Annotated in this window: 9 protein-coding genes and 1 pseudogene; 7 read left to right on the top strand and 3 right to left on the bottom strand. The window is 72.4% G+C overall.

Annotated elements, in window-relative coordinates:
* Positions 1-41 precede the first annotated feature (41 nt).
* The 3 genes and pseudogenes from ACQBAU_RS14140 (at position 42) to ACQBAU_RS14130 (ending at position 4,003) form a co-directional block, all read left to right on the top strand.
* The gene (locus ACQBAU_RS14140; protein WP_465255980.1) at positions 42-1,667 is read left to right on the top strand and encodes an LCP family protein; all 1,626 of its coding nucleotides are present in this window, start codon (positions 42-44) and stop codon (positions 1,665-1,667) included.
* A gap of 136 nt (positions 1,668-1,803) precedes the next feature.
* Positions 1,804-2,763: pseudogene (locus ACQBAU_RS14135) on the top strand (glycosyltransferase family 2 protein); the annotation flags it as partial.
* Positions 2,764-2,923: 160 nt separating this feature from the next.
* Complete coding sequence (locus tag ACQBAU_RS14130; RefSeq protein WP_465255979.1) at positions 2,924-4,003, top strand: mannose-1-phosphate guanylyltransferase; 1,080 nt, start codon at positions 2,924-2,926, stop codon at positions 4,001-4,003.
* 56 nt (positions 4,004-4,059) lie between these two features.
* On the opposite strand, the gene ACQBAU_RS14125 is transcribed toward ACQBAU_RS14130, so the two are convergent.
* The 3 genes from ACQBAU_RS14125 to cofD all read right to left on the bottom strand — a co-directional run bounded on the left by ACQBAU_RS14125 (position 4,060) and on the right by cofD (position 7,210).
* Positions 4,060-5,184, bottom strand: a complete 1,125-nt coding sequence (locus ACQBAU_RS14125; protein WP_465255978.1) for a DUF3105 domain-containing protein — start codon at positions 5,182-5,184, stop codon at positions 4,060-4,062.
* Positions 5,185-5,285: 101 nt separating this feature from the next.
* The gene (gene cofE, locus ACQBAU_RS14120) at positions 5,286-6,167 is read right to left on the bottom strand and encodes a coenzyme F420-0:L-glutamate ligase (protein ID WP_465255977.1); all 882 of its coding nucleotides are present in this window, start codon (positions 6,165-6,167) and stop codon (positions 5,286-5,288) included.
* Positions 6,164-7,210 carry a 2-phospho-L-lactate transferase gene (cofD, locus tag ACQBAU_RS14115; RefSeq protein WP_465255976.1) on the bottom strand — a complete coding sequence of 349 codons (1,047 nt, stop codon included), beginning with the start codon at positions 7,208-7,210 and terminating at the stop codon, positions 6,164-6,166. Before cofD ends, cofE begins: the two co-directional genes overlap by 4 nt.
* Before the next feature lie 181 nt (positions 7,211-7,391).
* Here cofD and ACQBAU_RS14110 point away from each other — a divergent pair, with 181 nt between their 5' ends.
* The 4 genes from ACQBAU_RS14110 (at position 7,392) to ACQBAU_RS14095 (ending at position 13,753) form a co-directional block, all read left to right on the top strand.
* Positions 7,392-8,342: a hypothetical protein gene (locus tag ACQBAU_RS14110; RefSeq protein ID WP_465255975.1), complete on the top strand. Its 951-nt coding sequence runs from the start codon at positions 7,392-7,394 to the stop codon at positions 8,340-8,342.
* Between the two features lie 171 nt (positions 8,343-8,513).
* The gene (locus tag ACQBAU_RS14105) at positions 8,514-8,768 is read left to right on the top strand and encodes a WhiB family transcriptional regulator (RefSeq protein WP_434548412.1); all 255 of its coding nucleotides are present in this window, start codon (positions 8,514-8,516) and stop codon (positions 8,766-8,768) included.
* A 423-nt stretch (positions 8,769-9,191) separates the two neighbouring features.
* Entirely contained in the window at positions 9,192-12,344 is a 3,153-nt protein-coding gene (locus tag ACQBAU_RS14100; protein ID WP_465255974.1) for a glycosyltransferase, read from the top strand.
* Positions 12,341-13,753: a DUF5719 family protein gene (locus ACQBAU_RS14095; protein WP_465255973.1), complete on the top strand. Its 1,413-nt coding sequence runs from the start codon at positions 12,341-12,343 to the stop codon at positions 13,751-13,753. Before ACQBAU_RS14100 ends, ACQBAU_RS14095 begins: the two co-directional genes overlap by 4 nt.
* Positions 13,754-13,767 lie beyond the last annotated feature (14 nt).

Raw genomic sequence — 13,767 nt, 5'->3', positions numbered from 1 at the left:
GGTCGCCGGCATCTTCCCCGTCTTCGTTCGAAAGGCCCATCGTGACCGACCGTGCGCGCTCCCAGCCGTCCCGGGTGCCGACCACGCCATCGGGGGCCGCTGCCGGGCCGTCCCGAGCGGCGGCCGCGGCGGCCCGGGTGAAGTTGCGGCGGGGGCTCACCTGTCTGGGGATGACGCTGGTGCTGCCCGGTTCGGTGCAACTGGCCACCGGCAACCGCGCGGTCGGGCGGATCGCGCTGCGGGTCTGGGGTTTGCTGTGGGCGCTGGCCGGGGTGCTCGCACTGCTGCTGGTGTTCCAGCGTGAGCTGGCACTGCGGGTGCTCACCTCCGGGTGGCTGTCGTCGTTCGCCCAGGTGGCCCTGGTGGTCGTCGGTGTCGGCTGGGCGTTCCTGTTCCTCGACGCGTGGCGGCTGGGTCGGCCGGGTGAACTGGCGCGGCAGCACCGACCCGGCTACGCGCTGCTCTCGCTGGCCTTGGTGATCACCGTGCTGTCGGGATCGATCGGAGGCGCCCGCGCGGTGTCGGCACAGCAGGACGTGATGGGCCACGTCTTCGCCGGGGGCGGCGAGACCGAGGCTGATCATGGTCGGATCAACGTGCTGTTGTTGGGCGGTGACGCCGGAGCCAACCGGGTCGGGTTGCGACCCGACTCGATCACGCTCGCCAGCATCGACGCCGACACCGGGCGTACGGTGCTGTTCAGCCTCCCGCGCAACATGGAGGACGTCCCGTTCCCGGAGACCAGTCCGATGTACGAGCACTTCCCGGACGGGTTCACCTGCGAGGACCACGGCTGCATGCTGAACGGGATCTACACCTGGGCCAGCGAACACCCCGAGCTGTGGCCCGGGGTGGCCGACCCGGGGGCCCAGGCCACCAAGGAGGCGGTCGAACACCTCACCGGGCTGAAGATCAACTACTACGCGATGGTCGACCTGCAGGGCTTCGAGTCCTTGATCGATGCTGTCGGTGGGATCAACCTCGACATCACCAAGCGGGTGCCGATCGGCGGTGGCAGTTCGCCGATCACCGGCTGGATCGAACCGGGGGAGAACGTCCACCTCGACGGCCACGACGCGTTGTGGTTCGCGCGGTCACGTGAGGGTTCCAACGACTTCGAGCGGATGGAGCGGCAGAAGTGCGTGATGAACGCGATGCTCAACCAGTTGGACCCGGTCACGGTGTTGGCCCGGTTCCAGCAGATCTCGCAAGCAGGCAAGCAGATCATGGCGACCGACGTGCCGCGTTCGGAGACCGGCGCACTGGTCGACCTGGCGCTCAAGGCACGTGAACACAAGATCGGCAGCGTGTCGTTCGTGCCGCCGCTGATCTATCCCGGCAGCCCCGACTTCGCCAAGATGCGTCAGGTGGTGGCCGACGAGATCGCCGCCTCGGAGGCGAAGGACAACGCGCCGACCCCCGAGCCGTCCGACACCGAGCCGTCCGACACCGAGCCGTCCGACACCAGGCCACCAGCGCCGGCCGCATCATCGACCGGCCCATCGGCCCCGCCGGCCAGCCGCCCGCCCGCCAGTCCGACGGCGGGCGCCTCGACCACGTCCGGGTCCGGTGAGGGATCCGGCGGTGGCGGCCGGCCGAGTGGTGGTGCCAGCACCGAGGCCCGGACCCAGGTGGAGGACCTCGGCTCACTGTGTCGGGCCCGATGACGGCGAGCCCCGTCGGCCGCGACCCACAACCGCGACCGGCACAATGGGCGCCATGACCGAACCCCGCCACGCCGCCACCGGCCCGACGGAGCCCGCGGCCGGTGGCCGGGCCGAGTGGCCGGGCCTCAGCGTGATCATGCCGGTCCGCAACGAGGAGCCTCACCTCGTACGGGCGGTGGAACAGGTGCTGGCACAGCGATATCCGGGCGAGATCGAGTTGATCATCGCGGTGGCACCGAGCACCGACCGGACGTCCGAGCTCGCCGCCGACCTGGCTGCCACACACCCGCAGGTGCGGGTCGTCGACAACCCGGTCGGACGCACCCCGTACGGCCTCAACCTCGCGATCGCGGCGTCGGCGCACGACATCATCGTCCGCGTCGACGGTCACGGGGAGCTCACCGCCGACTACCTGACGACCGCGGTCGAGCTGCTGGAGCGGACCGGGGCGGTGAACGTCGGCGGGGTGATGGACGCCCGCGGTACAACGCCGTTCCAGGAAGCGGCCGCGTGTGCCTACACCACCCGGCTGGGTCTGGGCGGGGCCGCCTTCCACCACCCCGACTCGCCGGAAGGGGAGGCCGACACGGTGTTCCTCGGGGTGTTCCGGGCCGAGGCGCTGCGGGCGGTCGGCGGGTTCGACGAGTCGATGACGCGGGCCCAGGACTGGGAGCTGAACCACCGCCTCCGAGAGGCCGGCGGCACCATCTGGTTCTCCCCGAAGCTGCGCGTCACGTACTACCCACGCTCCACCCCCGCCGCGTTGTTCCGGCAGTTCTACCTGACGGGCAAGTGGCGCCGCGAAGTGATCCGCCGCTACCCCGAGACCGCCAGCCTGCGCTACCTGGCCCCACCGGCCGCGGTGGGGGCGATCGGGATCGGCGGGCTGGTCGGCCTGGTGGGTCTGCTGGCGGACAGGTGGCCCAAGCTCGGGCTGCTCGTTCCGCTGACCTACCTGGCCGGCGTCACCCTCGGCTCGTTGCTGCCCCGCCCACTGTCGCCGGCGGCCCGGGTCCGGTTGCCGATGGTGTACGCGATCATGCACCTGGCCTGGGGAGCGGGCTTCTGGGTCGGCGTCCGCGGCGCCGAACGGGACGAGCTGGAACGGACCCCACGGCCGGTGCCGGGCGTGATCCCGGGGGACGACCGACACGCCCGTCGAGCTCGTCGGGACGACACGAGTTCCCGTCCCTCGAAGCGGGACACCAGCAACTGATCACGGGCTCCACGCGCTGTCATCGGGCTACAGTGACCGAATGCGCTACGTGGTGATCATGGCCGGTGGTTCCGGTACCCGTCTGTGGCCGCTGTCCAGGCAGGGAATGCCCAAGCAGCTGCTCGAACTCGTCGGCGGCACCAGCCTGCTGCGGATGGCGTACGAGCGGGTCGCCGGACTGGTGCCCGCCGAGCAGATCCTGGTCTGCACCGGAGCCGGGTACGCCGACGTGGTGGCAGAGCAGTTGCCCGAGTTGCCACCGGAGAACCTGCTCGGCGAGCCGGTGGGGCGTGACTCGCTGAACGCCGTCGCCTGGCCGGCGGCCGTGCTCGCCGCCAAGGATCCCGACGCCGTGGTTGCCCAGGTCAGCGCCGACCAGATCATCGAACCCGTCGACGCGTTCCGGGCTGCCCTGGTCGAGGCGTTCGAGGTCGCCGAGACGTCGGAGGAGGTGCTGGTCACCTTCGGGGTGCTGCCCACCTCGCCGCACACCGGGTACGGCTACTTGCACAAGGGGGAACCCGTCCCGGGGCACGACAGCGCCTGTGCGGTGCTGGAGTTCAAGGAGAAGCCCGACCGGGCCACGGCCGAGGAGTACCTGGCCGGCGGCGACCACTGGTGGAACTCCGGGATGTTCGTGTGGCGGGCCGCGGTGTTGCTGCGGCAGCTCGAAGAGTTGGTGCCGGAGTCGTACGAGATCGTCACCGAGCTGGCCGCGGCGCCGGCGAAGCTGGCCGGACTGTACCCCAAGCTGCCCAAGATCTCTGTCGACTACGCGATCATGGAGCCCGTCTCGCAGGGCCGCGGCACCGCCCACATCGTCGCGGTCGCGCTCCCGATCCGGTGGTACGACGTGGGCGGCTTTCCTGCCCTGGCAGAGCATCTGGCCACCGACGACGCGGGCAACGCGATCGAAGGGCGGACCGTGGCACACCAGACGGCGAACAGCCTGGTGATCAACCGGGCCGGGGCCGACCACCTGGTCGCGACCCTGGGCTGTGAGGACATGATCATCGTCACCACCCCCGACGTCACCCTGGTCTGCCCGATGACCGCGGCCGAGCAGATCAAGTCGCTGGTCGGTGAGGTCACCGAACGGGTCGGCACCGCCTACAGCTGACCCGGCCCGCCGCGAGCCCTGACCTCGCGGCGGTCAGCTCGGTACCGGCCCGCCGGTCAGCCGCCGTTGGGTTCGGGTGAGTTCTGCTGCGGGTACTGCTCCATGAAGTTGATGACCACTTCACCCGAGACGCGCGCGCAGCCGCGACGGACGCCGAACTGCTTCGTCACGTCGGTCGGGTTCTCCGGATCGGCCACCCAGCGGGTCAGGATGATCTCGGTGTCGCCCGGGAAGGCGCCGCCGTCGTTCTGCTCGCTCCACGGTGCGGCGATGAACTTGTTGGTCGTCGGGTCCGAGCCGTTGAAGGTCGCGGCCAGCGTCTCCAGGGCCCGTCGATCCCCGTCGGAGATCGTGTCCGAGGAGTACCACAGGATCGTGTAGCCGTGCTCGAGGTTGTGGACCAGGTTCTCCACCGCCGGCCGGTCGGAGACGTCGTAGAACGTCTGGCCGAACTCCGCCCAGTTGTTGTAGTGGGATCCCGAGTCCGGTGGCAGCCGCGGGTAGGGGACCACCGTGCCGTCGGGTACGTGCTCCTGGTTGCCGGTGGCGGGATTCTCCTCGTCCGGCAGGCATCCGGCCTCGGCCGCCGGCACGCCGATCTCGACGCGTGGTGTCGCCCGCATGATCGCATCGTTCACGTACAGGTAGAGCGGCCACGCCATGATCGCCAACGCCAGCACGACGCACAGCGCGACCAGTCCGACGGTCTTCTTGCGCTGTTGGGCCTTCTGCCGGGCCTCGAGGGAGGCCAACCGTTGACGTCGGCTGCCGGCCTTGGTCTGCTTGCCACCGCTCAGCGGGGTGCCGAGCGGGCTGGTGGCCCCGCGGGTGCGCTGCTTGCGGGTCTGCTTCTGCTTCTTGGGCTTGGTGGCGTCTCGAGTCCCCGAGCTCTTCGCCGGGGGCACCTCGTCCTCGTCGTCGTCCAGCTCGTCGTCGTCCAACTCGTCGTCGAGGTCCTCGTCGTCCTCGTCGTCCAACTCGTCTTCGTCGTCGAGGTCTTCCTCGTCGTGGTCCTCGGCGTCGGGGTCGTACTCGACGAACTCCTCGTCGGCGTCGACCTCGCCCGCGGTCTCGTCGGCGTCGACCTCGTCGGTCAGATCGTCGGCCGGGGTGGGCTCGTTGCGTCGGCTGGGCCGGCTGGACTTCGGGGTCCGCTTCTGGCCACGGTTCGAGCGCGCCACGTGTCCTCCTGGTCGGGTGAGTCGTCGATGGTCCGAGTCGTCGTCGTGCGCCGATCCGCCACCGGGCGGGCCGTGGGCACGAACGCGGAGTCTACCTGCGGTCAGCTGCTCCACCGGCCGGCGGACCGCAGCAGCGCCTCGACCCACCGGGCCCGGTCACCCTCGAGCCCGAGTGCGTCGACCACCGCCGCGGGGTCGTCCAGTTCGACGAGCTCTTCGTAGCGGTGGTCTGCACCACAGGTCTCCAGCACCGCCAGCAGGACCGATTCCCGACTGCCCAGCCGGAACAGGTCGTCGGCCAGTGGGCGCACCAGGTCACGGGCCGTACCGCCCGGCTCGTCCGCGGCGGCCACCAGGTGGGACAGGCCACGGACGACCGCGACGGGTCGGCCGGTCAGCTTGCCCTTGACCAGGTCCGCGGCGGCGGCGAGTTCGTCGGCCACCGCGGTGAGCGTGACCCGCAGCGGGTTGCCGTACGGGTCGGTGTCGCCGTTGTGGTCGACCATCACCATCAGCCCGGCCGCCCCGATCGCGTGGTCGGTCTGGCCGAGCCGCCAGGCCCGACCGGCGGTGTCGGAAACGACGATGCCGATCCGAGCCCCGGTACGTTCCGTGATCGCCGCCCGCAACCGGCGGGCCGAGAGATCGGGGTCAACCGGCAACGCCAGGATCGTGCCCGGGGTCACGTTCGACGCGTCGATGCCGGCCGCGGCCTGGACCAGGCCGTGCCTGGTGGCGACGATGGCGAAGCCGAGCCGGCGGGCCACCGTACGGACCGTCTCCCGTCGTCGGAGCTCGGGCTTGGCCCCTTCGGGGTGCTCCATCCCCTCGTGCTTGCTGATGATCTTGCTGGTGACGACGAGGACGTCCCCGTCCTGCAGCGGTCCGTCCGGGTCGGCGGTGATCGCCTCGACGATGGTGGCGGCGAGGTCGGTGGCCTGGGTGACCTCACCGATCCCGGCCGGTGCGAAGACGGTGATCATGCGAGCTGACGGGGTTGGCCGGCGGGATGGTCGACGTCGCAGCCGGGCCCGAAGTGGTCGATCGCCTCCCGGACGAATCGGGCCGTGGACTCCGGATCGGTCATCAGCAACGGGGTCGCCAGGGTCGGGAGTCCTTCGGCGACGAGCCGGGCTGCGGCGTCGGCATCGGCCTGGTCGACCAGCCAGCCGTCCAACAGTCCGGCCCTGTCGCCGGTGTCGTCGGTGAAGCTCGTGTCGTCGACGAATCCGTAGTGGCGACCGACCGCTTCGGCCGTGCAGTCGATCCCCAGGGTGGGGATCAGCTTGTCTGCCATGCCGAGCACCGGACGGTTGCCGATGATGCCGGAGAAGCCGATCACCGGGGCCGCGGCCGAGGTCAGGTCCTCGCGCATCCCCGGAACCGCCAGGATCGGCCCGATCGACACCACCGGGTTGCTCGGCGCCACCAGGATCACGTCGGCGTCCGACACCGCGTCGCGGACGGCCTGGGTCGGCCTGGCCTGCTCGATGCCGACCTGCACGGTGGCCAGTGCGGTGGGCTCGGCGTGCAGTCGCACCCAGTACTCCTGGAAGTGCAGCGACCGCCGTCCCGACGGGGCGTCGGGGTCGGCCACCACGACGTGGGTCTCGACGCGGGCGTCGGTCATCGGCAGCAGTCGGACCCGGTCGGGCAACCAGCGGGTCGCCAGCGCCGCGGTGATGTCGGTGAGCGACACCCCGGCGTTCCACAGCTGGGTGCGCACCAGGTGGGTCGCCAGGTCCTTGTCGCCGAGACCGAACCAGGTCGGCTCGACGCCGTACGACCGCAGCTCGGTGATCGTGGCGAACGTCTCGTCGTCGCGACCCCAGCCACGCTCGGTCGAGATCCCGCCCCCCAGCGCGTACATCATCGTGTCGAGGTCGGGGCAGACCCGCAGTCCGTGCACGGTGATGTCGTCGGCCGTGTTGCCGATCACCGTCACCTCGGCCGTCGGCAGGGCCGCCAGCACCCCCCGTACGAACTTCGATCCGCCGACTCCGCCGGCCAGCACCACCACCTGCATCGCACGATCCTCTCAGGTCGAACCGACGTTCGCACAACGGACGGGCTGCCGCCCGGCACGACCTGTCTCGAGGCCGGACGGAGCCGGGCGCACCCGGGCCGCGTCCCATCCCGCGGTGGCCGGATGGCGCCGATAGAATGGAGACGGTCCCGGTGTTGTGCGCCGGGAGGAGGAGTCCCAGATGGACAGCTTGAAGGCGCTGCGTCAGCCGTTGGCGATCCTGGTGATCGTCGCGGTGGGTGCCATCGGCGTACTGCAACTCATCGCCATGCTCGTCGCCTCCGGCCGGGAGGGCGGATTCCTCGGTGCCGCCCAGATTCGCGCCGAGTCGCTGATGCCGTGGTACAGCGCGGTGCTGGTGCTGCTGGTGGTGATGTCGTGCACGTTGGTGCTGCCACGGACCCCGTCGGCGCGGAAGGTCGCGCTGACCGGGCTGATCGTGGTGGGGGTGCTCGGCGCGCTGTCGGCCCTGCTGGGGATGGCGGGTCTCGCCTCGATGAACCAACGGGGTGGGCTGACCCTGGTGCTCGGTTTCCTGATGCACCTTGCCGGGCTGGCCATCGTGGTCGGCTGCGTGATCGCCCTCCACCGGATCTGGCAGCACACCCCCGACACCTCCGAGGAGTACCACTCGCTGCCGCCGGCGGGCAGCACGCTGAGTCCGCAGAGCCTCGTCCCGGGGGCCGGCCAGCCGGTCGCCACGCAGCCGCAGCCGGGGCAGCCCGGCTGGCAGGGGGACCCGCAACAGGGGGCCATGTGGGGCAGCGCCCAGCAGGCGGCCTCGGGCGCCTCGGCCTCGGGGTGGGCCGGTGCCCAGCAGGGGTGGACACCCGCCAGCCTGCCCCCGCACACCTCGACGCCCGGGTCGCTCCCGCCGCAGCCCGGCGTCCCGCAACAGCCCGGCCCGCAGGTGGCGCAGCCGCCGCAGCACCCCACCCTGGGGTCCGGGTACGGGACGTCCCGGTCGCACCAGCCGCCTGCGAACCCGTCGCAGCCGAACCAGCCCGGGGCGGCAGGGCCGTACGAGCACTCGGCGCCGCCGAGCTCGCAGTCGTCGGCCGATGCCGAGGACTACACCCGGATCGCGCAGCCACGCCAGTGGCCGCCCAGCTCGGGGTCGTACGGCGGCTGAACCCATCGCCATCGGGCTCGCGGGAGGTTACCCGCGAGTCACCTTTTCGGGGCGGAGCCTCGACGCATATCACGCCAGCACTTGACTTTTGGGTATTGACAGGACTGTAATTTCACCCATGTAAGTAGAGGCAGTGGCTGCTGCACCGTACTACTGGGTCGAGGAGACAGCATGCACGAGCTGATGATCGTCGGTGAGGATGAGGGAGTCCTGGGCTGGCAGGAACGGGCCCTGTGTGCCCAGACCGATCCCGAGGCGTTCTTCCCCGAGAAGGGTGGCTCGACACGAGAGGCCAAGAAGGTCTGCCTCTCGTGCGAGGTCCGGGCCGAGTGCCTGGAGTACGCCCTCGGCAACGACGAACGCTTCGGAATCTGGGGCGGACTGTCGGAGCGCGAGCGGCGGAAGTTGAAGAAGCGCGCCGTCTGAGCGCGTGATCGAGGGGCCGGAGCGGTCGTGCGTCCGGGCACGCCCCGGCGCCGACACCGCGCCGCCCCGGGTGCAGAGCCGTCTGGCGAATCGGGCAGCGGTCCCGGAGTGTTCGTCGCGGGTCCGCACCCGGCACGACCTGACCTCAGCCCCCGGCCGGCTCGCCCCTGACTGCCCCCACACTCGACCCGGGCAGCAGCAGCGGAGCCGGCCGGTGTGGCCGCTGGTAGGGCGGTGCGAGGTCCGCTCACGTCGACCGCCGTTGGGCCGGGCCATTACAGTGAGGGGGCTCGCGGCCGGGTACGACCGGCCGCCGGGCGACGACCATCGCACGACGAACCGCCTGCGTACGACGAACATGTGCGTACGAACACGCGCCACCGCGCAACAGCCGGTCGGCAACCTCGGAGGAACACCGCATCCATGACTGACCTGACCGGGTCCGACGACGGCGACAGCCTGAACCTGGACCTGAGCAACCGCGTGGTCGACGAGGCGGACTGGGCCTGGGTGGACGAGGTCGCCGACGACGAGTCGCCCGACCTCTCGGGCCAGGACGTGACCGCGGTGCTGGTCGCCCACGACGGCGCGGAGTGGTTGCCCGAGGCCCTCACCGGATTGGCCGCCCTGCGGCTGCACCCCGACCGGGTGGTGCTGGTGGACGCCGGATCCACCGACGCGACCACCGACCTGTTCGAGGCCGCCGCGGCGAACCGTCCGGGGTGGCAGGTGGTGCGGACCGGAGCCGACGGCTTCGGTGCCGCCGTCGCCGCCGGGTTGGCCGACCTCGCAGCCGACCTCGACGACGACACCCTGCGTCCGGGGGACCGCGCGGGCGGCGACGTCGACGACGACACGCTCCCGCGGGAGCGTGGGACCGATGCGCTCCCGGCCACCGCGGAGTCGGCGGCATCGGAGTCGGAGGCATCGGAAGCGGGGCCTCGCCACGACTGGGTGTGGTTGCTGCACGACGACGCCGTCCCCGAACCCGATGCCCTGCAGGAGTTGCTGGCCGCCGCCCTCACCGCCGGGGCTGCGATCGCCGGTCCGAAGCTGGTCCAGCCTCGGACCCGACAGGAACCGGCCCGGGTCTCCGAACTCGGCGCCTCGGTGGCCCGGTCGGGCCGCCGCGAGGTGCACGTCGACCCCGGTGAGATCGACCAGGGGCAGCACGACCAGGTGGCCGAGGTGCTGGGCGCCTCGACCTGCGGGATGCTCGTCCGCCGCGACGTGTTCGACCAGCTGGGCGGGTTCACCCCCGCCCTCCCGGGCCACCGCGACGGGGTCGACCTCGGCTGGCGGGCCGGCCTCGCCGGCCACACCGCGATCGCGGTGCCGACGGCCCGGATCGCCCACCGGCAGACGGGGCTGGCCGGGCTGCGACCCGGCAGTGAGGACGCCGCGGCGGCCGACCGGGCGTACGGGATGCAGCTGGTGAGCGCACACGCCCGCGGCGTGGGCCGGGTGGTCACGCCGATCCGGCTGGTGCTCGGCTGCCTGCTGCGGGCACTCGGCTTCATGCTCGGCAAGGCCCCGGACCGGGCCGGTGACGAGCTCGCGGCCGTCCGTCGCTACCTGGCCGGTGGCCGTCGGACCGGCGAGATCCGTACCAGGATCGCGGGCGCCCACGGCACGGCGGCGACCCGTCGCCGGACACGGGCGTTGCGGCCGGGGCCGTTCGCCGGGGTCCGGCGGCTCGTCGACGCGGCCGGGGCCAACCTGGCCGACCGTCGTCGCCCGGACGAGGACGTCTCCGACACCGGGATCGACGACCTGACCGGCGACGACTTCTCCGGCCACGGTGCCGACACCCGCCGACCGTGGCAGTCGGCCTACCTGGTGGCCTGGCTGGCGACGGGGGTGCTGGCGATCATCGCCGGCCGCGCCCTGCTCCGGCCCGGGGCACTCGCCGGGCCGGGTCTGCTGCCCGCCCCGGCGGACCTGTCCGGCATCTTCGGCCAGTGGCTGGCCCCGGTCGTCGGCGGCGACGGCATCCTTCCCGGACCACCGTGGCTCGGCCTGTACGGCGTCGTGTCCACCCTCACCATCGGTCGGCCCGGGGTCGCCGCCTCGCTGCTGGTGCTCGGCATGGTGCCGTTGACGCTGCTCGCGGCCCGGCCGTTGTTGGGCCGGCTGCTCGCCGACCGGCGGGTCCGGTTGTGGGCCGGGGTCACGTACGCGATCCTCCCGGTGCTGCTCGGCGGGTCGACCCAGGGTCGGCTCGTGCTGGCCGCCCTGGCGCTCGCGCTGCCGCTGCTGGGGAGTGCGGTCTGGTCGTTCGTCCACCCCCGCGATGGTGGCGGCAACACCGCCGGTCGGCGCCGCTCCGCGCTGGCGATCGGCCTCGCGTTGACCGTGGTCATCGCCTTCCAGCCGTTGCTCGCCGGGTTCGCCGTGGTGGCCGCCGTGATCGGCCTGCTCGCCTGGCGAGACCTGGGTCGTCGGCTGGGGATCGGGCTGGCACTGCTCGTCCCGGCGGTGCTGTTGGCGCCGTGGTGGCCGCAGCTGTTCGCCCACCCGGCGCGTTTCCTGCTCGCTCCCGACCCGGCCCTCGACACCGGTGCCGCCCCCGCCGCCTGGCAGCTGCTGCTCGGCCGGCCGGCCGGCGAGGGCCTGCCGCCGCTGTGGCTCGGCGCCGTCGTGGTCGGTGTGGTGTGGGTGGTTGCGCTCGCCGCAACCTTCCTCCGTCCGACCTCCGGGGTCGTCCGGGCCGGCTGGCTGGTGGCGATCGCCGGACTGCTCGCCGCGATCGTCGTCACCCGGTTCGTCGTGCTCGCACCGCCCGCCGACACCCCCGTCCGACCCTGGGCCGGGGGACTGCTGCTGCTGGCCCTGGGTGCCCTCGTGCTCGTCGGCGCGATGGGTCTCGACCCGGTCGCGGCGGCGATGGCGGGCCGCAACTTCTCGATCGCCCAGCCGCTGGTGGCGCTGGGGGCGGTGGTGCTGCTGGTGGTCACCCTGCTCGGGGTCGGGTGGTGGGTCGTCGACGGCGGCTCCGATCCGACCCGACGCGTCACCCGGGACCAGGGGATGCCGGCCTTCGTCACCGGTGAGCTCAACCGGCAGCCCGGCTCCCGTGCCCTCCGGATCGACCAGCAGGGTCCCGTACCGCAGTACGTGCTGGTGGACGGCGACGGGCTGCGGATGGGTGACGCCGAACGCGGCTTCACCACCGGTGCCGACGTCGACAGCCGGGAGCAGGCCCGCACCGCCGTCGCGCGCCTGCTCGCCGCCACCGGCGACGAGACCCTGGCCGGCGACCTCAACGCCTTGGGGATCACCCACGTCCAGGTCGTCGGACCGCCGGAGCTGATCACCCGGATCAACGGCACCCCCGGGCTGCGGGTCGCCTCCGTCCAACCCGACGGTCGGATCTGGCGGGTCACCGGGGAGCCGCAGCTGACCCCACCCGCCGCGGTACCGCAACAGACCGGGTGGATCGCCGCGGGCCAGGGGGCCGCCACCGTGGTGGTCGCCTTCCTGGCCGTGCCGGCGCTGCGGCGCAGTGTGTCGAAGGACCCCGTACAGTCGGCCCGGCGTGCCGCCCGGTCCCGTGGTGAGGAGGCCGTGCGATGAGCACCCCAACGGTCAAGCAGCGGATCCTGCTGCCGGTGATCGCGATCGTCGCGACCGCGCTCGTCGTCGCGGTCGGCACCCTCGTTCCCGTCGAGGCCCAGCCGCCGCCGGTGGCCGGCGACACCGTCGACCCGCGCACCACCCGGCTGTGCCCGGTCGACGGTGACGACGAGCGGTCGCTGCAGTTGGCCGCTGCCGGGGTGGGCGACGGCTCGCTCGCGGTCACCCAGCTCGGCCGACGTGATGTGGTGGCCGAGCTGACCGCCGAGGGCGTCGTTCGCGAGGACGTGCCGGCCGCCGCGTACGCCGTCGTCGGGGAACGGGCGATGGCCACCACCGCCGCCGCGACGCTCGCCACCCGGACCGCCGACGGGGTCGACCGCGGCCTCGCCGCACAGGCCTGTGCCCAACCCGCGACCGAGCACTGGTTCGCCGGGCTCGGGGCCAGCGGCGGCCAGTTCTCCGCGCTCGTCGTCGCCAACCCCGACACCCAGGCCGCCGAGGTCGAGGTGCGGTTCCGTGGCCCGGAGGGGCCGATCGCGGCACCGGGGTCGTCCGGGTTGTCGATCCCGCCGCAGGGCACCCGCACCATCTTCCTGGAGGGCCTGGTGGACGGTGAGGCGCCGATCGCCGCCCAGGTGCGCACGACCGCGGGCCGGGTGTCGGTGGTCGCGGTCGACCGCCACCGCGCCGGCACCGAACCGGCCGGCATCGACTGGGTCGCCCCGACCGTCGCCCCGGCCACCGACCTGGTCATCCCCGGTGTTCCCGGTGGCCCGGGCGGTCGCGAGATCGTGCTGGTCAACCCGGGGGAGCGGAGCGCCACCGCCACGGTGGAGGCGCTCGGCGCCGGCGGACCGTTCATCCCCGAGGGCGGCGACCGGATCGACGTCCCCGCCGGCCGGACCGTCCGACTCGCGCTGGCCGATGCACTGGGCGGTGAGGCGACCGGGCTCCGGGTCACCTCGACGGTGCCGGTCACCGGGGCGGTGCTGGCCACCTCCGAGGCCGGCGGGATGGCCGTCGACCGGACCACGGCCGTCGCCACCACACCGATCAACCAGCAGTCCGTGGTCGCCTTGCCGGCGGTGTCCGACACCACCGGTGAGCTCGTGGTCAGCAACGCCGGGGACGCCGAGGCCACCGTCACCGTGGTGGTCCGAGGTGCCGACGGTGCGGAGCTCGTCAGCGAGGACGTCGTGCTACCTGCCGGCGGGACCCGGGCCGTACCGATGGACCCGGCCGGCGCGTGGGCACAGCTCACCACCAGCGGGACGCGGGTCCACGCGGCGGTGCCGTTGGCCTCGACCGCCGATCAGGTCGCCGGCCTGGCGTGGCTGGGGCTCGGCGGCACGCCCGTCGCGGCGCAGGTGCCACCCGCCGAACACGAACCGATGATCCTGTTCTGATCCTTTCCGTCCCT

The sequence above is a fragment of the Carbonicoccus niuqiaonis genome (genome assembly GCF_050157065.1).
Taxonomy (GTDB): domain Bacteria; phylum Actinomycetota; class Actinomycetes; order Propionibacteriales; family Propionibacteriaceae; genus Avipropionibacterium.
Note: the sequence above shows the minus strand (reverse complement) of the source record. Positions and strands in the feature narration are given on the sequence as shown.

Excerpts from the sequence above, each read along its gene's own strand:
- ACQBAU_RS14105 (WP_434548412.1), top strand. The coding sequence starts at position 8,514 with ATGCACGAGCTGATGATCGTCGGTGAGGATGAGGGAGTCCTGGGCTGG.
- cofE (WP_465255977.1), bottom strand. The coding sequence starts at position 6,167 with ATGATCACCGTCTTCGCACCGGCCGGGATCGGTGAGGTCACCCAGGCC.
- ACQBAU_RS14100 (WP_465255974.1), top strand. The coding sequence starts at position 9,192 with ATGACTGACCTGACCGGGTCCGACGACGGCGACAGCCTGAACCTGGAC.
- cofD (WP_465255976.1), bottom strand. The coding sequence starts at position 7,210 with ATGCAGGTGGTGGTGCTGGCCGGCGGAGTCGGCGGATCGAAGTTCGTA.
- ACQBAU_RS14130 (WP_465255979.1), top strand. The coding sequence starts at position 2,924 with ATGCGCTACGTGGTGATCATGGCCGGTGGTTCCGGTACCCGTCTGTGG.
- ACQBAU_RS14110 (WP_465255975.1), top strand. The coding sequence starts at position 7,392 with ATGGACAGCTTGAAGGCGCTGCGTCAGCCGTTGGCGATCCTGGTGATC.
- ACQBAU_RS14095 (WP_465255973.1), top strand. The coding sequence starts at position 12,341 with ATGAGCACCCCAACGGTCAAGCAGCGGATCCTGCTGCCGGTGATCGCG.